The sequence below is a fragment of the Leeuwenhoekiella sp. A2 genome, from assembly GCF_047946655.1.
Lineage (GTDB): Bacteria > Bacteroidota > Bacteroidia > Flavobacteriales > Flavobacteriaceae > Leeuwenhoekiella.
The window spans coordinates 775,020-797,184 of record NZ_CP172311.1 but is presented as its reverse complement, the minus strand read 5'-3'; the positions used below and the strand labels follow the sequence as shown (position 1 = coordinate 797,184).

Genomic DNA, 22,165 nt, shown 5'->3' with positions numbered 1-22,165 from the left:
TTAAAATTGTATCTATGCAGCTGTAAGCAGTTTCTATAGTTAATTAGTGACTGTGAAAGTCGAGTTTATGTTTCTGTATGCTGTGCGATTAAAGTCTAAAGCTGAATGTCGCAGCTACTGTAGAATTTACACCGTCTACAAAAGCAGTAGATGTTAGACCTGTATCGTACAATTGTGGATTACTTTCTTGTGTATATCTTGAATAAGCTAAATCTAATCTGGCAGATCCAAATGAATATCCTAGTCCGGCAGAAAAACCTGACAGATTGCTCATAATATCATCATTTTCATAAGGACTTTCCTGATACTTATAACCACCTCTAAAGCTCCATTTTCTTACTTTAATTTCGCCACCCACTTTATAAGTAGAAACCGCTTTAAGATTTGAGTCAATTTCATCATTCAATCCTTGAAAAAAGGTGTCATTTTTTGGTTTAAATGTCACGCTTGAAAAATCTTCGTAAGAATAATCAAAACTTAAGAAACCATTGCTGCCAAAAATATAAGCCAAGCCGGCTGTTCCTTTTCCTGGTGTTTGTAATGTATAGTCATCATAAACATTTGTAACTCTTGGGTCAAGAGTTACATTACCGTTTACTCCTGAAGTTGTAAGGCGTTGTGTAGTTTCTTCTTCTATGTTGTACCAGGTAGGTGAGTCATAAGTTAGACCAACGCGTAAACTGGGTGATAGATGATAAATACCTCCTATTTGAAAAGAAAAACCGTTACCGAGTGTGCTTAAATTATTTTCGAAACGCAGATTTGTTACCTGGCTGTTGGCATTAGCGTTATCTTCAAATAGAATGGTAGATTGTCTGTAGTCTATAAAGTGCGAATTCAAATTGAGACCTACATACAATTTCTCTTTATATTGAGTAGCAATATTAAAACTCGCTTTCCCCGCATAACCGCTAGCTAATGATGTGTATTCCTGATCAAAATTCCCCGAGCCTATAGCTGAGGAATAGCTTGTATTGTCAGGATCGTCTTCCGCGGGATCAACTATATATCCCTGATACCCTAAAAACGCCTGCTGAGCGCCAAAACCTTCATTTTCCCCCAAATAATCGTACAGATCGTCTACGTTTTCACCAGATCTGTATTGTAGTAAATCTAATGGTGTGCCCTGTGCAAATTGTAAAAAGTAAGCATCTATAGAAGTGTTGCCAATTCCGGAAGCTGTATAAACATTGTCAAAATTTGCCGTTCTATCATAATTAAATGCGATCGCCAATTTTCTAAAAGCCGAACTCTCGTCGTTATTGTCTAAAACAAAAACGCCACCGCCCTGATTAAAATTGATATCAGAGTCATCAGTAGGCATACTTCCATTAAAATATTGGGTTGAATTATCATACATGTCTAATGCAGCAGTAATAGAGGCATAGCTATTTGTAAATATTGCTGAAGAAGCAGGATTGTTATTAATAGCAGATAAATCGCCGCCCAGAGCGCCAAAGGCGCCGCTCACACCTTGATATCTTGCGGTACCGCTAATATTTTGTGTGCTGTAACGTACTGCATCATTAATGTTTTGAGCGTAAGAAGTACCTATGGCAAGAAGAGCCATTAAAAGAAAATTGATTTTATTCATGATTTAAAATGAAGATCAAAATTAAGAATCAGAAAAGTTTATCCGCGACCACCGCCTCTTCTACCTGTACTGCCGCCACCGCCGCTACTTCTGGTTGTGCCAGAACTACGAGCAGGAGCACTACTTCTTGACACGTTGCTAGAGCTACGCGCCGGGGTGCTTCTGGAGTATGTGCTATTGTTACTTCTTGAATAACTTGAGTTATTAGAGCGTCTCACAGCAGTATTTGCATTAGTGCTATTTGCTCTGCGGGTGTAGGTGTTGTTACCTGTTGATCTGCGCTGCTGAGCAGTTGAATTGTATATAGAACGGTTAGAATTGTCTGCCCGTCTCACTGTAGCGTTGTTATTACTTCTTGATAATCTTGAAGTATTTACCCCAACGTTGTTACGGCTGTATGTGCGTTCTGTTCTTCTGTAATTTGCTTGTTGGTTGCTTCTGTTGTTAGCGGTCGCAGATCTGTAATCATTTCTACGTGTGTTGCTATAAGTATAACTATTATTGTAATAATTGTTATAGTAATTTCTATAACCATGATAATAAGGATAACCAAAGTATGGGTTGTAACCGTAGCCAAACCCGCCAAAATAAGGGTAACCAAACCCACCATAAAATGGAGATAAACCTACGCCAAAGCCGCCATAAAAGTAAGGGTTGCCATAGCCGTAACCATAACCATAACCACCTGCATAGCCCCAGCCTCCATAACCAAAACCATTGCTGAAGCCCCAGTAATTACCAAATCCAAAATAAGGAGATCTTCCATAAAACGAAGGATAGACATTTACAATTGTTCTGTCATAAGTGTCGCCCCACCCCGCATTAGGATTATAAATCGTATCTCCTTCCTGAAACATTTGTTCATCTTCTAGATAACCAGATGCAGAGCTGTATGAATCAACGTCTGTGAAAATAGTTCCTTCAGAATTGGCCTGATCTAATTGTTCAGCACCTTGATTAAAGTAATCTGAATAATATTCTGATCTCGTGTTTGCGTTATAAGTGTTCTCAGATATTTCTGTTCCAGAAGAGTAAATCCCGTCTTCTGAAGTTGCATATTGAGATGTACCGCAGGAAATTAATCCGGCAGTAGCTAAAAATAAAAAAAGTGATCTTATCAATATATTTTGAGGTACAAGAGCGCGTTGCATATCTATCGGTATTTTATTGTTGTACAATGTAAATTTAGTTAGTTTTGCCGTCAATCCTAAGGGGTTTAACATTGATTAGTCAAAAACTTAACTATTAACGAAGTCACAATAGTTGTGCCAATTATTTATATATGAGCAAGAATTTAACCACGCGCGAAGAGGACTATTCTAAATGGTACAATGAATTAGTTGTTAAAGCAGATCTAGCTGAAAATTCAGGAGTTAGAGGATGTATGGTTATTAAACCATACGGCTATGCAATTTGGGAAAAAATGCAGGCAGAGCTGGATCGTATGTTTAAAGAAACAGGGCATCAAAATGCCTATTTTCCTATTTTTATCCCAAAATCTTATTTTAGTAAAGAGGCGAGTCATGTAGATGGCTTTGCTAAAGAATGTGCGGTAGTTACGCATTATAGATTAAAAAATGACGAAGATGGATCGATTATCGTTGATCCAGATGCAAAACTGGAAGAAGAACTTATTGTACGACCAACGTCTGAAACCATTATCTGGGATACTTACAGAAAATGGGTTCAATCTTATCGTGACTTGCCTTTGCTTATAAATCAGTGGGCAAATGTGGTTCGTTGGGAAATGCGTACGCGGTTATTTTTACGTACTTCTGAATTTTTATGGCAAGAAGGCCATACGGCTCACGAAACTCGTGATGAAGCTGTAGCAGAAGCGAAGCAGATGATGAATATTTATGCTGAATTTGCTGAAAACTTTATGGCGGTTCCTGTTGTAAAAGGTACTAAGACAGAAAGTGAGCGTTTTGCAGGTGCGTTAGAAACATATTGTATTGAAGCTCTTATGCAGGATGGTAAAGCTTTGCAGGCAGGTACATCTCACTTTTTAGGTCAAAATTTCGCGAAAGCTTTTGATGTAAAATTTGCATCTAAAGATGGTGGGCAGGAATATGTTTGGGCGACTTCATGGGGAGTTTCAACCCGATTGATGGGTGCTTTGGTAATGACACACAGTGATGATAAAGGTTTGGTTTTACCACCTAATCTTGCACCTATACAAGTGGTTATAGTGCCTATTTATAAAGGGCAGGAGCAGCTAGAGGCAATTTCGCAGGTAGCTAATGAGCTTCAGAGAGAATTGCGTTTACGAGGTGTTTCTGTGAAATTTGATGATAGAGATACTTATAAGCCGGGATGGAAGTTTAATGAGTACGAACTAAAAGGTGTGCCTTTACGTATAGGTATAGGTCCTAAAGATCTTGAGAAGCGTACGGTTGAGCTGGCCAGAAGAGATACATTGACTAAGGAGTTTGTTTCTAAAGATAATATTGTAGATCGCGTTCAGGAATTATTACGTGAGATGCAGGCGGCTTTATTCAATAAAGCTTTAAAATATAGAAATGAGCACATAACTCAGGTTGATACTTACGATGAGTTCAAAAAAGTTCTTGAAGAGAAGGGTGGCTTTGTGAGCGCTTTCTGGGATGGGACAATTGAAACAGAAGAAAAGATAAAAGCAGAAACTAAAGCAACCATACGTTGTATACCGCTTAATGCTCATGAAGAAGAGGGTGTTTGTATGTACAGCGGAAACAAGGCAAGTAAGCGAGTTTTATTTGCAAAAGCATATTAGTTTTAAAAAAGTTTTAGTAACGCTTGCGGCATTCAAAAATAGTTGTATTTTTGCATCCGCAATTGAGCGAAACTAAACCGGTCCGTTCGTCTAGGGGTTAGGACGCCAGGTTTTCATCCTGGTAACAGGGGTTCGATTCCCCTACGGACTACAAGAGGTTAGTAAATGCACCTTAAGCATTTAAAATTTGACATAATGGCCCGTTCGTCTATCGGCTAGGACGCCAGGTTTTCATCCTGGTAAGAGGGGTTCGATTCCCCTACGGGCTACAATTTAAAAAAACAAAATAATGGCAAATCACAAGTCATCTTTAAAGAGAATCAGAAGCAGCGAGAGCAACAGATTGAGAAACAGATATCAGCATAGAACGACACGTAATGCTATTAAGAAATTGCGTGATTCTGAAAAAGAAGAAGCTGAAACGTTGTATCCATCAGTTGTATCTATGATTGATAAACTAGCTAAGAAAAATATCATTCATAGCAACAAAGCTTCTAATCTTAAATCTCAGCTTGCTAAGCACGTAGCTGCTTTATAAGAGTTTAAGTTTATTATAATATTAAACTCCTGCAGTAGTGGGAGTTTTTTGTTGGTTAATATGTTTATTTGTTTATTGAAAAACTCCTTTGCATCAACAGATGTTTAGGAGTTTTTTAATGCCATAAATTCAATACGATCGCGAAAGTATTGCATAAAAAAGCTCCCTATTTTTGAGTATTATAGGGAGCTTTTTGTATTAAAAAAGGAGGTTTTTAGCCGTTCATAGAGATTAAAAACTCCTCGTTATTCTTTGTTTGCTTTATTCTCTCGCTTACAAATTCCATTGCTTCAATAGGATTCATATCTGCAAGATATTTGCGCATAACCCACATGCGTTGTATTGCATTATCACTAAGCAATAGATCATCGCGACGTGTGCTTGAAGAAGTAAGGTCTATAGCAGGGAAGATTCTGCGGTTAGCGATCTTACGATCAAGCTGAAGCTCCATGTTACCTGTTCCTTTAAATTCTTCAAAAATAACTTCGTCCATTTTAGAGCCGGTTTCGGTAAGGGCAGTTGCAATTATAGAAAGAGATCCTCCTCCTTCAATATTACGGGCAGCACCAAAGAAACGTTTTGGCTTATGAAGTGCGTTAGCATCAACACCACCGCTCAAAATCTTACCTGAGGCTGGTTGTACGGTGTTGTATGCGCGAGCAAGTCTGGTGATCGAGTCAAGAAGTATAACTACATCATGGCCACATTCTACAAGACGCTTTGCTTTTTCTAATACGATATTTGCCACGCGCACATGCTCATGTGCTTCTTTGTCAAAAGTAGAAGCGATAACTTCACCTTTTACATTACGTTGCATATCTGTTACTTCTTCTGGTCGCTCATCTATAAGTAATATCATTTGATATACTTCGGGATGATTAGCAGCAATTGCATTTGCCACATCTTTAAGCAACATCGTTTTACCAGTCTTAGGCTGAGAAACGATCATACCACGTTGTCCTTTTCCTATAGGAGCAAAAAGATCCATTACACGTGTTGATATTGTGCTTTGGCGATCGCCTATATTAAATTTCTCTTTGGGAAAAAGAGGAGTAAGGTGCTCAAAAGAAACTCTGTCTCTAACTACATCTGGATTAAGACCATTTATTTTGCTCACTTTAATAAGTGGAAAATATTTCTCTCCTTCTTTAGGAGGACGTATTACTCCAAGTACGGTATCGCCGGTTTTTAAACCAAATAATCTTATTTGCGATTGTGAAACGTATATATCATCAGGAGATGACAAGTAGTTGTAATCTGAAGATCTTAAAAAGCCATAGCCATCTTGCATAATATCAAGTACGCCTTCACTTTCTATAAGTCCTTCAAACTCGTAATCTGGCTCGCGGTAACGATTACGAGAATCTTTATTCCCGTTATTGCTGTTGCTGCGATTACTGTTAGAATTATTATTGTTGCTTCTCTGGCTTCTATTAGAGTTGTTAGAATTATGAGAAGTATTAGTAGTGTTGCTATTGCTATTGTCCTTGCGAGCGCGAGTCGGCTTATTAGATTTTGAATCGTTAGAAGCCGGCTTGTCATTCTGATTTTTAGCAGAATCACTTTTTTCGCTTTCAGTAGGTTTTGAGGCGGGTTTTGTAGGTTTTTCTACTTTACTGCGCTCCTGGGTAATTTTCTTTTGAGGGCGTGGTGCTCTGGGCTCGCGTTTAGGAGTTGGCTTTTCCTCAGTTTTTGAGGGCGAAGTTTCCTGTACAACCTCTGCAACAGCTTTAGGATTTGCGGCTTGTTGATCGAGTATTTTGTAAACAAGATCAAGTTTTTTTAAGGTCCTGAACTTGGGAACATCAAGGCCTTTTGCTATATCCTGTAGTTCAGGAAGCTTTTTAGCTTTTAATTCTGAAATGTCAAACATTAATTAAAAATAAGATTTCCGTATTGGTTTTGAATGCTAACAAAGATCTTGAGAGAAGATTCTAAGAAATTTTTGGCAAGATAAGTAACCAACTCAGAGGTGGTTACATTTCGTCTTGCAATTATACAACATTATTTTGACAATATTCTACTTGAGTTTAAAAGAAGTTGTTATTTTTGTCAGCCCAAATGGGTTTGTAAAATGATTCAACGCATACAAAGTATTTATATTATTCTTGCAGCTGCAGCCTCTGCCGGTCTCATTTTTGTTTTTCCATTATACGCTAATGCGGAAGAAGGTGTAGTTTTTGCTCAGGATAACCTGGTTTATCTTGGCTTATTTGTAGCAAGCGCAATACTATCTTTAATTACTTTATTTTTATACAAGAACAGGAAGTTGCAGTTTGTGCTGGGACGACTCAATATAATATTAAACTTTATTTTACTAGGTGTATTAATTTACCAATCGCAAATCTTATCCGGAGAAGCTGATGCTTCAGAGAAGGGTATTGGGATGTTTATTCCCGTTATTTCTATCGTTTTTATTGCTTTGGCCAACAGGGCAATCAAGCGGGATGAAGATCTTGTAAAATCTGTAGATCGGTTGCGATAGACCTATAATCTTAGTTCATTAGTGCGTAAGCCCTGCAGTATGCCAACTGCAGGGTTTTTGCGTTTTACCATAAAAATCATCTAGGTACTTCTATCACTTCCAGATTTTCTATTTTTTTACCATCTATGGTAAATCGTAACATAGTACGCACTTTATGAAAACCATGTTTACCTATTGCGCCGGGATTCATATGTATAAGATTAAGTTTTTTATCTGGCATCACTTTTAAAATGTGAGAATGTCCACATATAAAAATTCGAGGAGGATTATTTCTTATTTCGTCGCGAACTGCAGGAGAATATCTTCCGGGATAACCGCCTATATGGGTGATCCATACTTCTACATCTTCACAATAAAATCTGAGATTTAAAGGGAATTCATTTCTTATCTCGTGATTGTCAATATTTCCATATACGGCCTTAAGAGGTTTTATCTTTTTTAGCGCATCTGTTACCGCAAGATCACCTATATCACCGGCGTGCCATACTTCATCTGCTTTTTGAGCATGTTTTAAAATATGATCATCGATATAACTATGCGTATCACTTAGGAGCAATATTTTTTTCATAAAGTAAAGTTGGTCGGGCTGTGTTGACTTGTTATTAGGTACAGAGTAAAAACACCTCAAAGATGTATCTTTGCAAACTTAATTAGAAAAAGTAGGATTGAGATATTTTATTGAAATAGCTTACAACGGCTCTAATTACCATGGGTGGCAGCGCCAGCCTCAAAGTAGTTCTGTGCAGCAAATGCTGGAAAAAGCAATAAGTACAATATTGCGCGCCCCAATTTCTATCACCGGTGCCGGTCGCACAGATACCGGGGTGCATGCTAAACAATTATTTGCTCATGTAGATCTCGATGAAAACTGGGATGCTTCAGATTGTGAGCAGTTCAAATATAAACTCAATCGCTTCTTGCCCGCAGACATTGCTATTTTAAATATATTACCCGTAAAGATGGATGCTCATGCACGCTTTGACGCAGTAAGCAGAAGCTATGAATATATTATAAATGTAGAGAAGAATCCTTTTACTACCGGTCAGGCCTATTATTTTCAGCACAGGCTGAATATAGATGCTATGAACGAGGCGGCTAATTTTTTAGTTGGCAGCAAGGATTTTAAGTGTTTCAGCAAGACAAATACCGACGTTAACAACTATATTTGCGCCGTAACAGAAGCTTATTGGGAGCAACGTGGTAGCCAGCTTATATTTCGCGTAAGCGCCAACCGATTTTTACGAAATATGGTACGTGCAATTGTGGGTACCTTACTTGAAATAGGAAAAGGGAAGCAAGGTGTGGCTCACATGCAGGATGTTCTGGCAAGCAGAGATAGAGGAGTAGCGGGTACTTCTGCACCGGCGCATGGTTTATATCTCGTTTCTGTAAAATACCCTGAAGAAATATTTATTTAAATGGCAGAGAGTAAAGGCAACGCATTCGATTTTGGTCTTTTTAGACGCTTGATGACTTATACCCGTCCCTACAAGCCAAGGGTTTTTCTGGTAGCGATTTCTGCTATATTAATGTCACTTTTTGCTGTTCTAAGACCGATTTATCTTGAACTCGCCATAGACGAAGGTATTAAGCCCAAGAGTCTTGATGTAATGTTGCACTACATCGTATTGATGTTTGTGGTGTTGATGGGTGAGGCTATCTTTCAATTGATATTTATATATTTTGCAAGTTGGTTAGGTCAAAATGTGATACGCGATATGCGCGTTAAATTGTTTGGCCACATGCTGCGCTTCAAAATGCAGTACTATGATAAATCTGCCGTAGGCAGGCTGGTCACTAGAGCTGTAAACGATATTGAAACGATCGCGAGTATCTTTAGCGAAGGCTTATTTATGATTATAAGCGACTTGCTGAAGATGAGCGTAATTATAGGTGTTATGCTTTATAAAAGCTGGGAACTCTCTTTGATCGTTTTCGCCATTCTGCCTTTTATACTTTACGCCACGCGCGTTTTTCAGCGGGCAATGAAACTTGCCTTCGAAGAAGTGCGCACACAGGTCGCAAACCTTAACTCTTTTGTACAAGAACGTGTTACCGGAATGAAGATCGTTCACATTTTCTCTCGTGAGAAAATAGAGCAGGAGAAGTTTGACAAGATCAATAAAAAGCACATGAAAGCATGGAATAAGACCGTCTGGTACAATTCTATATTCTTTCCTGTAGCAGAAATGTCTACTTCTATCACAATAGGTTTATTGGTTTGGTATGGCGGTCTAAAAGCTGCACAAAGTGATGTGATAACTATAGGCCTTATCACGGCTTTTATTCAATTTGCGCAGATGTTATTTACTCCGCTAAGACAGATAGCAGATAAATTTAATACGCTGCAAATGGGTATGGTGGCTGCGAGCAGGGTTTTTGGTATTCTTGACACAGATTCTACTATTGCAGATAACGGTAAAAAGGAGCTGGAATTTATAAAAGGTGAAATACAGTTTGATGATGTGCATTTTAGTTATGTGCCTGATGAAGAAGTATTAAAAGGTATTGATCTTACTGTAAATGCTGGCGAAACAGTTGCAATTGTAGGTTCTACGGGCGCAGGTAAATCAACTATAATTAATTTACTCGGCCGTTTTTACGAGATTGATAGCGGTAAAATAAGTATTGACGGTATTGATATTAAAGATGTCTCGATTGCTTCTTTACGAAATAATATAGCGGTTGTTTTACAAGATGTATTCTTGTTTGCAGATTCTATTTTAAATAACATCACTCTTAGCGATCCTACTATTACAGAGCAGGATGTAGAAGATGCCGCAAAAGCCATTGGCGTAGATAAATTTATACAAACGCTTCCCGGGGGTTATCATTATAATGTGAAAGAACGCGGTGCAATGCTGTCAAGCGGGCAACGCCAGTTGATAGCATTTTTGCGTGCATATGTAAGCAACCCAAGCATACTTGTGCTTGATGAGGCTACATCATCTGTAGATTCATACAGTGAGCATCTTATTCAAAAAGCAATAAATAAGATCACAAAGGGGCGTACTTCTATAGTCATTGCGCATCGCCTTGCTACCATTAAAAAAGCAGATAAGATCATTGTGATGGAAAAAGGTAAAATAGTAGAGTCTGGAACACATAAAGAATTGCTCAAAAAAGAAGGTGGTCACTACCGCAATCTTTATGAAGTTCAATTCATGGCAGAAGAAACTATTTAATTAGTATTAGCTTTCACAAATGACTCAAGTAAACCCAGTTTGTAGGCAATAATTCCGGCTGCAATTGATATAATCGCTATTAAGAAAGCGGCAATGAGCAAATAAAGCAGGGCTTTTAAAATAACTTCTCCCCAATCTATGGCATATAACTTCTTAAATACATATCCTGCATAGAATAGGAGTAAGAGTTGTGTTGTACTTGCTATTACTAAATTTAGCGTGAAAAAAGGAGCAGTAATAAGCGATAGAATTGACGTAATAATACTGTACTGGCTATATAAATACAGAAATATGATAAGATGCTCCAGGTAATTGTATTTCTTGTTGGTTATAAAAACAAGTCTTGACAGTGCCGCTAAAACCGGAATAGTGCAAAACTTTAAGAGAGCAGAATAGTTGGTTGCTATTTGAAGTACCTTTTTAGTGATCTCGACTGTTCTTTTATCACCTGTTTGTCCTGATATTTCAGAGTTGTGGTTAATTTGGAAAAAACTGAATGAAAAAAAGGAATTTAAGAAAAATAGACTATTTAGTTCTCGGGTTATATTTAATAATCGGTTTTCTGATTTTTATTTTTTATTATCAAACACTACTTCCACAAAAGATAATTAATAATTGTGTATTAGCATTTGGTTTTTGTTTTCCGTTTTTACTTTATGGTCTTTATTATAAACGATTCAGAGATTTAAAAGTTATCACAATTTGGTCTTTTATTGCAATACTTCAAATTGGACTTTACTTAACTTATAAGCAAAATTCCGATTTCATTAGTGCGAGAGGAACTTCATATTTAGAATATCTAATTATGTTGCCAATTTTAATAATTACTTTTTCTTTATTAAGATTTTTGTATCGGCTGATTTTTAAAAAAGAATTAATAATTAATGTATATAATATTAGAGATAGAGAAATAGGTGAAGAACGAGAAGTAAGTGATGCTGATTTAGTTTTCTCAATAATTGGATTTGTTATATTGATCTTCGGTATTCACTTTGTCATTAATTTGTTAAACTAAAAAAACTAACCACAACACCGTATCCTATGAAAAGCAATAATCCACTTTTCCAAAGTTAATATTTAAATTTTAATTAGTTCATAATGATGATTTTGAGGTGTTGAATAGTTGATAACTCCGATAGGATTATCCATTATTCAACACCATATAACTTGCTCCGCATCCTATATGTGGTCCATCTTAAATGGCCACCAGCATCTGTATGATTATAAGCTATAATAAGCCCGTTCACTTGCTATAAAATGTGATCCACTTCTTGAATTAAGGGTCACCTACGGTGTTTTGTGATCCGGGCTGTATCTACTTTTGGTTGAGCTTTGTTATCTAGTTTATGTTAAGCCACTACACCTATGACATAGGGTGTTTCTGTTTTAATTACCGCAAGGGTTCGACTCAATAGTTTCCTGGCCACCTTGACGATGATACTCTTTACGTTCTTTCCTTGGTGCTTGCGGTAATACTCCTGCATTACAGGGTCTGTCCTGATTGCCTGCCAGGAGGCCTCTATAAAATAGCTGCGTATCAAACGGTGCGCGCGAGGAGTTATACCGGTAGTACGTAAATTATCACCGCTCTGGTGTATTCCAGGAGCCAATCCCACATAGCCCGAGAGGTGTTTTAAATCCCGAAAACGACGAAGGTTTCCCAGCTCACATAAAATACCACAGGCAACTATACCACCAATGCCGGGTATACTGCGCAAAAGCATATAATCCGTCTTGTAATATACCTTGCAGAACCTGCGTAGGCCCGTTGAAACATCACGAACCTCCTGATCGATGAAACGAAACATACGCATACGGCTATCAAGGGTGGCACGCGCAGGGCTATAGGCAAACTCAAGGTTGTCCAACCAATCCCTAAAAGAATGGCTCCAATGACTGTTATCATATTCCTTGGGCAGGCTTACTCCCATATACAGCAGCTGTGATTTGATCAAACTCTTGATGCGGCGGTAATCCTTCACAAGATCATTGCGACGGCGAAAAAGACTGCGCAGTTGCTCCCGCTGAATATCTGGAACGTGAATACTATCTAAGCGACCGTCCTTAAGCTCTCTGGCTATCAACTGGGCATCTATGCGATCGGTCTTGGTATGACGCGCCTTGCCTGTTCTGTAAATGTCCGCAGGGTTAACCACAAGGGACTTCCAGCCATAACCCTCAAAACTACGGTGCGCATAATACCCGCAACATCCCGCTTCATAGGCCGTGGTAACCTTATAACCTGAATAGTGGCGTGAAACATAATCCCACAACTTATCTGGATCAGGATCCATAGAAAAAGTCTTCCCTACTGAAAGATCTGTAGCACAATGTATCTTCCAGCTACGCTTGTGAATGTCAATACCAATGTATAAATTCGGGCAAGCAGTGTGTTCTAATTCCATATCTTAAATTTTTAGAGAACTTTAAAGATAGTGGACACGCTGCTTTTACATAGATGCTATATCTCATAGCTAATTGGTTACTTAATAGAAGTTAAAACATATTTGGAAAGTCGCCAAATTTTTACAATCTGGCTTGTGTTTAAACCGAAAATAATCGCTAATTTACACGCAACGAGCCATATACACGACCGTTAAACAGATCATCAAGAAAGAAATTATTAAAAAAGAAAACGTAGATACCTGTTACGGTTAAGGAGATCCCAAAATAGCCAACAGCGCTAATATATCTTTTGCGCATCCCTTTTATGTAACCGCCTATAACATCTTCCGGTTTTGTAAAAAGAGCTATAAAGGTTTTAAAAAATGAATTGTCAAGATTTAAAAAACTACTTGAGAATTCTTCAAGAAGATTTCTGGTTGTTAGTCTGTTTTCTATTTGTTTAGCCCCGCAGGAAGAGCAATAAGACATTGCTGGCGGAACGCTAGAACTACAATTGAGACATTTTTTTATGTGAACGACATGGGTATTTCGTATTTCGCCCATGAGATTAAGACAGATCTTTACGTATAAGCTCTATGAGCTCTTCAGAATTTTTAAAGAGTACAAATTCTCCATCTTTTAAATAGCTTATTTGCCCCGTTTCTTCACTTACAACTATTGCAAGAGCATCTGTTTTTTCGGTTACACCTACCGCAGCCCGGTGGCGCAGACCAAAGCGCAGCGGGATATTTCTTTCGTTAGAAACAGGTAGAATTGCTCTGGTCGCTGTGATCTTATTTTCTTCTATAATTACGGCACCGTCATGCAGGGTAGCATTCTTAAAAAAGATACTCTCGAGTATAGGTCTGTTGATCTCAATATTCATAGAATCTCCTGTAGATTTTATAAAGTCGAGATTAGTGGCGCGCTGTATAACTATTAAGGCACCGGTTTTAGTCTGTGCCATATTCTCACAGGCACGTATAATATCTTCAACCTTTGTGGGTGATATAGATTCATCCTGTAGAAATTTGATATGTTTTAAAAAGCCTGTTTTTCGGCCCAGTTTTGTAGAACCTATCATAAGGAGAAACTTTCTTATCTCCTGCTGAAAAACCACGATCAAAGCAAACATACCGGCACCTATAAACTCACCCAGGATGTTACTTAGCATTTCCATCTTTAAGATCTCTGTGATCTTCCAGATTCCCCAGACGATAACGATACCCAGAAAGATGTTTATGGCAACCGTACCTTTTACAAGTTTATAAACATAATAGAGAAGAGTAGCAACCAGCAGGATATCTATGATATCTAAAATTCTGAAATTTTCTAAAATGTCCAAATGATGAGGTTTTTGTAAAAATAAGAGAAAATTTAAAGTGTAGTGATTTCACTTTATGTATTACTCCAAAATTTATCAACTTTAGTTAAAAGTGCCAAATTTAATAATAACTATAAAAATAGTTGTGTAACTAAAAATTTCGTTTTAAGTTTGATATGTATTCATTATGTATTGCATTTATTATGGAAAAACTTACCAATAAAGAAGAAGAGATCATGCATGTGCTGTGGCAGCTGGAAAAAGCATTTGTAAAAGAAGTGCAGGCAGAACTCGCTGAAGAAAACCTGCATTACAATACGGTATCAACAATTATACGCAACCTTGAAGAGAAAGGATATGTGGGGCACAATGCCTTTGGTAAAACACATCAATACTTTCCTGTTATAAGTAGAGAAGTTTATGGCAAGAAATTTTTAAATGAGGCTACCCGCCGATTTTTTGACAGTTCATACAAAGACATGGTTTCCTTTTTCGCAAAAGAAGAAAAGATCACAGCAAAAGAGCTGCGCGAGATATTAGAAATTATAGAATCTAAAAAAGATTGATATGGAAGCTTTGATCTACTTGCTAAAAAGCGCCGCTGTTTTGGCGATTTTCTATAGTATTTACCGGATTTTTCTTGAGAAAGAGACGTTTTTTGGCACAAACAGGCATTTTTTGATCGCCGGTATTTTATGCGCAGCAACCTTCCCTATACTCACATTTACGCAACTTGTATACATTGACCCGCTGCCTGTAGATAGTTTGCAGATAGATCAATCTATGCTCGTAATAGAATCAAATGAAAGTACAGCTGCATCTATCAACTGGTGGCAATGGGGATTTTATATCTATTTTACCGGATTTTTAATAATGACCGCCCGATTTTTAATGCAATTGGGAAGTATGTTCAAATTCCTTTTCGGGAAACCGGGAAAGAAAATAACTGGTTTTAGATTTATAGAAAATGAAGACCTGGACGCACCATTTTCATTTTTTAACTACATTATCTACAATCCGCAAAATCATTCGGCAGATGAACTGGAAATGATCTTAGCGCATGAGAAAACACACGCAAGACAACTACATACTCTTGATATTTTGCTTGCCCAGGTTTTACTAATCGTACAGTGGTTTAACCCGATCGCATGGTTTTATAAAAAGAAAATAGAACAGAATCTTGAGTTTCTTGCAGATAAAGAAGCTTTAAGCGAAATAACAAATCGTAAGACTTATCAACTTACGCTTCTCAAAGTTTCTTTTGCCGGAAATACCCCGGCTTTAGCCAATAATTTTTATCAATCATTTATCAAAAAACGAATAGTTATGTTAAACAAAAATGAGTCTCGTCGCAGCAGTAAACTTAAGATTGCTGTGGTACTTCCGCTTATAGCGCTGTTTTTATGGAGTTTTAATGTGAAACAAGAAGTGAGGATTAAAGAAAGCAAGAGTATATCTGCTAAATCTACAGCAAATCCTGAACTAAATAATGCGCAAATGTCAACTTCAGCTCAGGAAGTGAAAGGAATAATACAGCAGGATACGCTAACTGGCAATTACAGAGTCCTGGATTCTCTTGGCAAAGCCTCAAAAGGCTACAAGATGGTAAAGGATACTCTTGTTAAAATACCGGTTCTAAAAACTTTAAGCATCAAAATAAATGACCCATTTAGGGTTACAATAAACCAAACAATGTCAAAAGACGAGGTTGATGCTGTGGTAGATAAATTAAAGAGCGACTACGATGTGATATTACGTGTAAGTAATTTAAAATATAACAGCGATGATCAAATTTCTGGAATTACATTAAAAATAAAAGATAACCAGACTGGTAATACCGGTAACTTCAATTTAAAGAAAGAATCTACAAAATCTAATGAAGAAGGTGTTGGTATTATTGTAATTGAACGTACAAAAAGTGGCGGACTAAGTTTTGGCTCTGGTAAAACCATGACAGAATATTTAGATAAAACAAGAAATTTATACGGTAGTGGGACGCGTTTTCATGTACAGAGAGATAGTTTACACGCTTTAAATCAGGAACGGCAGGTAGAGGTGGAGAAGCGAAAAATAGAAAAGGAAAAGAGGCGAATAGAAGGTGAAGGCCGCATTGTAAAACGTCAGGAAGATGCAAATCAGCGAATTGTAGAGCGTGAAAGGCGACGTGTAGAGCAATTAACAGAAGAGCAACAGGAAGAGCAAAATCAACGCGCATTAGCATATGAGGAGAGAAAAAATGATCTTATAGACGAGCGTAAAGAACGTCAGGAAGAAATGAAAGCACGCATGGAGGAGATGAAGGAGCGCCAAAAGGAAATGAAAGATATTGTTGTTTCTGAAAATGAACTTGGTACAATAGGGCCTATAAAGCTTAAAGATGATGTTCTTTACATTTTAGATGGTAAAGAAATTGATTTAGAAGAAGCAAATAAAATTGATCCACTCGACATAAAATCGGTAAATGTGTTGAAAGGTGACAAAGCCACAGAAGAATATAAAGACAAAATGGAAGGAAAACGTGGTGTGATTTTAATTACTACGAAAGAAAAATAAGTAAGTCTTCAATAAAAAAAGCCCGATTTAGAGCTACTAAATCGGGCTTTTTTATGTCAAAAAATTAGCGGCCCAATAATGAATATGTGTAAAATCGCCCTTTTTGGGTTAAAAATCGCCTAGGGATCTCAAAAATCGTAGAAAAATACCCTACAATTATTACAGTATTTGAGCTTTAATGCAATTTTTCCTTATGATTGATAACTTGTTTGAAGGGAAAATTTATAAATAAATAATATAACCTATTTTTTTACTTACAACTGTATAGGCAATTTCACAGATAATTAACTAATTGCTTGCCCACATGATTTTTACTTACATACTTTGTATATCAATAAATCAAAAAACAGTATTAATCAATTAAAAAATCATCAATCAAAATCGAATTTCGTTCATCAATCAAATCATCATTCATCAATCAACAACGAACATTTATTTCATTTAATCAATCATTAAACTAATAGTAACCTTTAAAATTTTTCAATCATGATCAATGTAATTATCAAACTAATCGAAACAATTTTTGGCTAACCACCTATTTAATAGATTCTGAAAGCGCGCTCAGAATCTTATTAATTTCAATAACTTTGATAGATTACAAATTGATACGATTACTAAAATTGACCATAGGTGAAGAAAAAACTGTTTAAGGCATTAGCAAAAATCAATAAGCAAGTACTTCCTAGTTTTACTAAGAAGAACCTTGATCTTACAAAAGCCAGTAAATTGCAACTGGCAATTTTTGGTTACAAACTTTGGGTAACTAAAAATGCTCTTGATTAAAATAAAAAAACCTACCCGTTTGCAGATGCAAATTACAGGTAGGCTTCTATTTAAGGAGAAGAAATTTCTTTCTAAACTTCCTTTTATTTTACTTCTTTTACTGGTTTAATCCATAGATTATCCATCTCTTCTAGTGTTTTTTCTTTTGTTTCCGGAACAAATTTCCAAACCAAAATCATAGCTAATATGCTCATAACTCCATAGATCCAATAGGCGAAACCGTGATTGAATTTTTCAAGTAAATAACTGTTTTTGTCCATTAAAGGGAACGTCCATGATACTAAATAATTAGAAATCCATTGCGCTGCTACAGCTACTGCCATTGCTTTACCTCGTATTTTATTAGGAAATATCTCAGCTAACAAAACCCACGCTATAGGCCCCCAGCTCATTGCAAAACTCGCTACATACAGTAACATGCATATTAATGCCACGATACCTACGGTTTGAGAAAAGAATGCGGTACCCAGTGCAAACATTGATAACGCCATACCTAGCGCACCTATTATCATTAAAGGCTTTCTGCCAAATCTGTCTACGGTTAAAATTGCCAGAACTGTAAATAATAAATTCACTGCACCTACAATGATTGTCTGTAGTAAGGCTGTATCTGTACCAGAGCCCATCCCTTTAAAGATCTCAGGAGCATAATATAAAACCACATTTATACCTACAAACTGCTGGAAAACCGATATTAAAATACCTATTACAATTATAGGAACACCGTAAGAGAATAATTTACCCGAATGGTGTACAACTGTACTCTTAATTTCTAAGATGATTTTTTCAGCTTCTGCAAGTCCATTTACTTTAGTTAAAACCTCGAGAGCTTTCTCAGGCTTATTCTTAAGAACAAGTGAACGTGGTGTATCTGGAACAAAAAATAATAAAACAAAAAATAGAGTAGCGGGTATAGTTTCTGAAGCAAACATATATCGCCACCCTACAGTATTTAACCAGCTATCATCACCCTGACTGGCAATGTAATAGTTTACAAAATAGACGATCAACATACCAAATATTATAGCAAACTGATTTAAAGAAACCAGTTTACCCCTAATCTTAGCCGGTGCTATTTCAGATATGTATAAAGGCGAGAGCATAGATGCCAGACCTACTCCTATACCACCTATAATTCTATATACTATAAAAATATAGATATAGGTATGATCTCCTTCACCTATTGGTTTAAAGAACATTTCTGGCATTGCAGATCCTATTGCCGAAAGAAGAAATAAGAATGCTGCCAGAAGAAGACCGTTTCTACGGCCCATACTCTTGCTAATTACACCTCCAGAAAGACCACCAATGATACAGCCTATAAGTGCACTTGACACTACAAAGCCTAATCTGGCATTTGCACTGGTTTCGTCCAGACCAAATGGAAGAACAAAAAAGCTTTCCAACGAGCTAACTGTACCAGAGATTACCGCTGTATCATAACCAAATAAGAGGCCACCAAGGGTGGCCACTAAGGTTAACTTAAGTAAATAGGTAGTATTATTTGATATTGCCATAATCTACTTATTAACTAAATTGATTGATTATATTCTCATAAAGTTCTTGTTGACCGCTTTCAGGTTTTATATCCTGATGACTTTTCGCGTAAGCGTGAAGATCTTCAAGAGTTGATTTTCCTTCTTCAAAAGTTTTACCTGCACCGGTGTCAAAAGTAGCATAACGCTCTTTTTTCATCTGCTTGTAGTTTGATTTCTCAAGCACAGCATCTGCATTAATAAGTGCTCTTGCAAAAACGTCCATACCACCTATATGCGCGTGGAAGATATCGATAAGATCTGTTGAGTTTCTTCTAATTTTTGCATCAAAATTCACGCCGCCGCCTTGTATACCACCAGACTGAAGAATAACCATCATCGCCTGAGTAAGCTCATAAACGTCTACAGGAAACTGATCTGTATCCCAACCGTTTTGATAATCACCGCGGTTAGCATCAATACTACCCAGAAGTCCGTTATCTGCAGCAACTTGTAATTCATGCTCAAAAGTGTGCTGTGCAAGCGTTGCGTGATTAACCTCTATGTTTAATTTAAAATCGTTTAATAGATCATATTTAGTAAGGAAACCTAAAACAGTTGCAGCATCAAAATCATACTGATGTTTAGAAGGTTCCATAGGCTTAGGCTCTATAAAGAAGGTCCCTTTAAATCCTTGTTTGCGTGCGTAATCTTTTGCAGAATGTAAAAAGCGAGCCATGTGATCCTGCTCACGTTTCATGTCTGTATTTAAAAGAGACATATAACCTTCACGGCCACCCCAGAAAACGTAATTCTCACCGCCTAATTTAATTGTAGCATCAAGCGCGCCTTTTACCTGTGCACCTGCATAAGCAAGAACATCAAAGTTTGGGTTAGTTGCAGCACCGTTCATATAACGTGGGTTGCTAAAGCAATTTGCTGTACCCCACAGTAATTTTACTCCGGAAGCTTTTTGCTTTTCAAGAGCATAATCTGTAATGATGTTCAATCTCTTTTCAGACTCTTCAAGAGAGCTGCCTTCTGCGATAAGATCAAAGTCGTGAAAACAGTAATATTCTGCACCTATTTTAGTAATAAATTCAAAGGCAGCATCCATTTTATCTTTGGCTTGCTGAATAGGATCACTATTTGTTAACCAGGGAAAATTTTGTGTAGGAGCACCAAAAGGATCTCCTCCTGTACCTGTGAATGTATGCCAGTAGGCAATGGCAAATTTAAAATGTTCTTTCATGGTCTTGCCTGCAACCACTTTGTCTGCGTCGTAATATTTAAAGGCTAACGGGTTAGTAGATTCTTTCCCTTCAAATTTAATTTTATCAATACCTTTAAAGTATTCCTTGTCACCTAGGGTAGTCATAATTTTTATATTTAAAATCGATTAATATATTCAGTTAGTTCTTGTTTCCATAAGTCATAAGCCTTTTGATAAGGTTCTTTATCTGCTAAAGGCTTGTAAGTAAATTGTACTTCATCTGTTGCAACAGCTTCATCAAAAGATTTAAAATCTCCTGCGGCGTAAGCGGCTGCTCGTGCTGCACCTACAGCACCGGTTGTCTCAACTATTTTTATTTCACTTCCGGTTAATGTGGAGATCGTATTAGAAAATATCTCTGAGCGAAATAAATTATCATTTCCTGCTTTTATAGTAGAAAGGTCAACCCCATCATTCTTTAAAATCTCAAGGCCATACACAAATGAAAAAGCGATACCCTCAAGAGCTGCTCTAAAAATGTGTTGCTTTTTATGGATATTAAAGTTGAGGTTTAATATGCGACCACCATCATTATTGTTATTGAGCATGCGCTCTGCGCCATTACCAAAAGGTAGAATTCTTAATCCTTCTGAACCTATTGGTACCTCTAATGCCATTTTGTTCATTTCGCCGTAAGGCAGGTTATCAGTAAGTTGATTACGCACCCAGCTATATTGAATTCCGGTACCATTAATACAAAGCATTTTACCTATACGAGGCGCATCTGCAGTGTGATTAACATGCGCAAAACTATTGATGCGCGTACTCTCTTTTGTGCTTACTCTGTCTGATATTGCATACACCACACCAGAAGTACCACCTGTAGCAGCAACTTCACCGGGGTTCAACACATTTAAAGCAATGGCATTATTGGGTTGGTCACCCGCTCTGTACATAATAGGAATACCTTTGGGCAATCCTGTTTGTTTAGAAGCTGCGCTATTTACTTCTCCCTGATTAGCAAATGAAGGTAATATCTCTGGTATAAGGTTACTGTCGATCCCGGCATCTTTTAAAAGCCATTCTGCAGACGCATTATCTTTAAAATCCCATGTGATACCTTCAGAAAGTCCAGACGGGGTGGTTACACATTTCCCGGAAAGTTTCATGGCAATGAAATCACCGGGAAGCATGAATTTATAAATTTTCTCGTAGATCTCTGGTTGATTATCTTTTACCCATTTTAATTTTGAAAGAGTGAAGTTGCCTGGCGAATTTAAAAGACGCTCAACACATTTTTCACTTCCACTTTTTTCAAAAAGGATGTTCCCTGTTTCTACCGCGCGGCTGTCACACCATATTATAGATGAGCGTAAAACCTCAAGATCCTTATCTACTAATACAAGACCATGCATTTGGTAAGAGATACCTATACCTTTTATATCGTCTGCAGAGACAGAAGTATCTTTTAAGAGTTTTGCGGTCGCTTTACAAAGATTCTCCCACCACATGTTTGGGTCTTGCTCTCCCCAGCCAATTTTTGGGGAATCTATGGGCATTTCTTTTTCAGGGTATTGAGCAATGCCATGCGTACTTCCGTCTTCTTCATTAATGAGAGCAGCTTTAATTGATGAGCTGCCAATATCGTATCCTATCCAAAACATAAATTACTAAGGTGGCTTAAGGTTAAAAGTTTTTCAAATATAAATAACGAAATCGATTGCATGAAGATAAATCTTATTTTATATTCAACCGGGTTGTGAATAATCATTCACTGCACTTCTTTTTTTACGGAAGTGTTAATTTATATGCGAAAAAATCGCCTCTTGATGTCAAAAAGCTGCTTAATTTATGCAATTTTTAGCATTTACCTAT

Annotated in this window: 19 protein-coding genes and 2 tRNA genes; 11 read left to right on the top strand and 10 right to left on the bottom strand. The window is 37.2% G+C overall.

The genetic code is table 11. The features are described from left to right. Nucleotides 1-88: 88 nt before the first annotated feature. The gene (locus ACH3PA_RS03510; protein WP_416440303.1) at nucleotides 89-1,594 is read right to left on the bottom strand and encodes an OmpP1/FadL family transporter; all 1,506 of its coding nucleotides are present in this window, start codon (nucleotides 1,592-1,594) and stop codon (nucleotides 89-91) included. Nucleotides 1,595-1,632: 38 nt separating this feature from the next. Beyond that, nucleotides 1,633-2,799 carry a hypothetical protein gene (locus tag ACH3PA_RS03505; RefSeq protein ID WP_416440305.1) on the bottom strand — a complete coding sequence of 389 codons (1,167 nt, stop codon included), beginning with the start codon at nucleotides 2,797-2,799 and terminating at the stop codon, nucleotides 1,633-1,635. Between the two features lie 77 nt (nucleotides 2,800-2,876). Between ACH3PA_RS03505 and proS the strand changes: the two genes are divergently transcribed. The 4 genes from proS to rpsT all read left to right on the top strand — a co-directional run bounded on the left by proS (nucleotide 2,877) and on the right by rpsT (nucleotide 4,887). Continuing rightward, the gene (proS, locus tag ACH3PA_RS03500) at nucleotides 2,877-4,349 is read left to right on the top strand and encodes a proline--tRNA ligase (RefSeq protein ID WP_416440307.1); all 1,473 of its coding nucleotides are present in this window, start codon (nucleotides 2,877-2,879) and stop codon (nucleotides 4,347-4,349) included. 79 nt (nucleotides 4,350-4,428) lie between these two features. Next, a tRNA-Glu gene (locus tag ACH3PA_RS03495) sits at nucleotides 4,429-4,500 on the top strand. A gap of 46 nt (nucleotides 4,501-4,546) precedes the next feature. Further along, nucleotides 4,547-4,618 (top strand) — tRNA-Glu (locus ACH3PA_RS03490). A gap of 20 nt (nucleotides 4,619-4,638) precedes the next feature. Continuing rightward, complete coding sequence (rpsT, locus tag ACH3PA_RS03485) at nucleotides 4,639-4,887, top strand: 30S ribosomal protein S20 (protein WP_416440309.1); 249 nt, start codon at nucleotides 4,639-4,641, stop codon at nucleotides 4,885-4,887. A 214-nt stretch (nucleotides 4,888-5,101) separates the two neighbouring features. Here rpsT and rho read toward each other — a convergent pair whose 3' ends face one another. Next, nucleotides 5,102-6,760, bottom strand: a complete 1,659-nt coding sequence (gene rho, locus ACH3PA_RS03480) for a transcription termination factor Rho (RefSeq protein WP_416440311.1) — start codon at nucleotides 6,758-6,760, stop codon at nucleotides 5,102-5,104. A gap of 201 nt (nucleotides 6,761-6,961) precedes the next feature. On the opposite strand from rho, the gene ACH3PA_RS03475 reads away from it, so the two are divergent. Next, nucleotides 6,962-7,372, top strand: a complete 411-nt coding sequence (locus ACH3PA_RS03475) for a DUF4293 domain-containing protein (RefSeq protein WP_416440313.1) — start codon at nucleotides 6,962-6,964, stop codon at nucleotides 7,370-7,372. Between the two features lie 76 nt (nucleotides 7,373-7,448). Here the strand turns inward: ACH3PA_RS03475 and ACH3PA_RS03470 are convergent, their stop codons facing one another. Then, a complete protein-coding gene (locus tag ACH3PA_RS03470) occupies nucleotides 7,449-7,940 on the bottom strand; it encodes a metallophosphoesterase family protein (RefSeq protein ID WP_416440315.1) in 492 nt (163 codons plus the stop codon). A 97-nt stretch (nucleotides 7,941-8,037) separates the two neighbouring features. On the opposite strand from ACH3PA_RS03470, the gene truA reads away from it, so the two are divergent. The 3 genes from truA to ACH3PA_RS03455 all read left to right on the top strand — a co-directional run bounded on the left by truA (nucleotide 8,038) and on the right by ACH3PA_RS03455 (nucleotide 11,572). Next, on the top strand, nucleotides 8,038-8,790 hold the full coding sequence (gene truA, locus ACH3PA_RS03465; protein WP_416440317.1) for a tRNA pseudouridine(38-40) synthase TruA: 753 nt from the start codon (nucleotides 8,038-8,040) through the stop codon (nucleotides 8,788-8,790). After that, nucleotides 8,791-10,557, top strand: coding sequence for an ABC transporter ATP-binding protein (locus ACH3PA_RS03460; protein ID WP_416440319.1), 1,767 nt, complete (start codon nucleotides 8,791-8,793; stop codon nucleotides 10,555-10,557). It abuts the gene before it with no gap. Nucleotides 10,558-11,053: 496 nt separating this feature from the next. Further along, the gene (locus ACH3PA_RS03455) at nucleotides 11,054-11,572 is read left to right on the top strand and encodes a hypothetical protein (RefSeq protein ID WP_416440321.1); all 519 of its coding nucleotides are present in this window, start codon (nucleotides 11,054-11,056) and stop codon (nucleotides 11,570-11,572) included. Nucleotides 11,573-11,906: 334 nt separating this feature from the next. Here the strand turns inward: ACH3PA_RS03455 and ACH3PA_RS03450 are convergent, their stop codons facing one another. From ACH3PA_RS03450 to ACH3PA_RS03440, 3 genes are all read right to left on the bottom strand, one after another. Beyond that, the gene (locus tag ACH3PA_RS03450) at nucleotides 11,907-12,962 is read right to left on the bottom strand and encodes an IS110 family transposase (protein WP_416440323.1); all 1,056 of its coding nucleotides are present in this window, start codon (nucleotides 12,960-12,962) and stop codon (nucleotides 11,907-11,909) included. Nucleotides 12,963-13,119: 157 nt separating this feature from the next. Further along, nucleotides 13,120-13,506: a DUF3667 domain-containing protein gene (locus ACH3PA_RS03445; RefSeq protein WP_416440325.1), complete on the bottom strand. Its 387-nt coding sequence runs from the start codon at nucleotides 13,504-13,506 to the stop codon at nucleotides 13,120-13,122. Nucleotides 13,507-13,510: 4 nt separating this feature from the next. Further along, complete coding sequence (locus tag ACH3PA_RS03440; protein ID WP_416440327.1) at nucleotides 13,511-14,287, bottom strand: diadenylate cyclase; 777 nt, start codon at nucleotides 14,285-14,287, stop codon at nucleotides 13,511-13,513. Between the two features lie 182 nt (nucleotides 14,288-14,469). On the opposite strand from ACH3PA_RS03440, the gene ACH3PA_RS03435 reads away from it, so the two are divergent. From ACH3PA_RS03435 to ACH3PA_RS03425, 3 genes are all read left to right on the top strand, one after another. Then, the gene (locus tag ACH3PA_RS03435) at nucleotides 14,470-14,832 is read left to right on the top strand and encodes a BlaI/MecI/CopY family transcriptional regulator (protein WP_416440329.1); all 363 of its coding nucleotides are present in this window, start codon (nucleotides 14,470-14,472) and stop codon (nucleotides 14,830-14,832) included. Nucleotide 14,833: 1 nt separating this feature from the next. After that, nucleotides 14,834-16,819, top strand: coding sequence for a M56 family metallopeptidase (locus ACH3PA_RS03430; RefSeq protein WP_416440331.1), 1,986 nt, complete (start codon nucleotides 14,834-14,836; stop codon nucleotides 16,817-16,819). A gap of 630 nt (nucleotides 16,820-17,449) precedes the next feature. Continuing rightward, nucleotides 17,450-17,602, top strand: a complete 153-nt coding sequence (locus ACH3PA_RS03425) for an SsrA-binding protein (RefSeq protein WP_416440333.1) — start codon at nucleotides 17,450-17,452, stop codon at nucleotides 17,600-17,602. 83 nt (nucleotides 17,603-17,685) lie between these two features. Here ACH3PA_RS03425 and xylE read toward each other — a convergent pair whose 3' ends face one another. Genes xylE through ACH3PA_RS03410 form a run of 3 tightly spaced genes read right to left on the bottom strand, consistent with a single transcriptional unit; the run spans nucleotide 17,686 to nucleotide 21,954 of the window. Then, nucleotides 17,686-19,119 (bottom strand): D-xylose transporter XylE, encoded by a 1,434-nt coding sequence (gene xylE / locus ACH3PA_RS03420; protein WP_416440335.1) that lies wholly within the window; start codon nucleotides 19,117-19,119, stop codon nucleotides 17,686-17,688. Between the two features lie 10 nt (nucleotides 19,120-19,129). Further along, a complete protein-coding gene (gene xylA / locus ACH3PA_RS03415; protein ID WP_416440337.1) occupies nucleotides 19,130-20,455 on the bottom strand; it encodes a xylose isomerase in 1,326 nt (441 codons plus the stop codon). 11 nt (nucleotides 20,456-20,466) lie between these two features. Beyond that, on the bottom strand, nucleotides 20,467-21,954 hold the full coding sequence (locus ACH3PA_RS03410) for a xylulokinase (RefSeq protein ID WP_416440339.1): 1,488 nt from the start codon (nucleotides 21,952-21,954) through the stop codon (nucleotides 20,467-20,469). Between the last annotated feature and the right edge of the window lie 211 nt (nucleotides 21,955-22,165).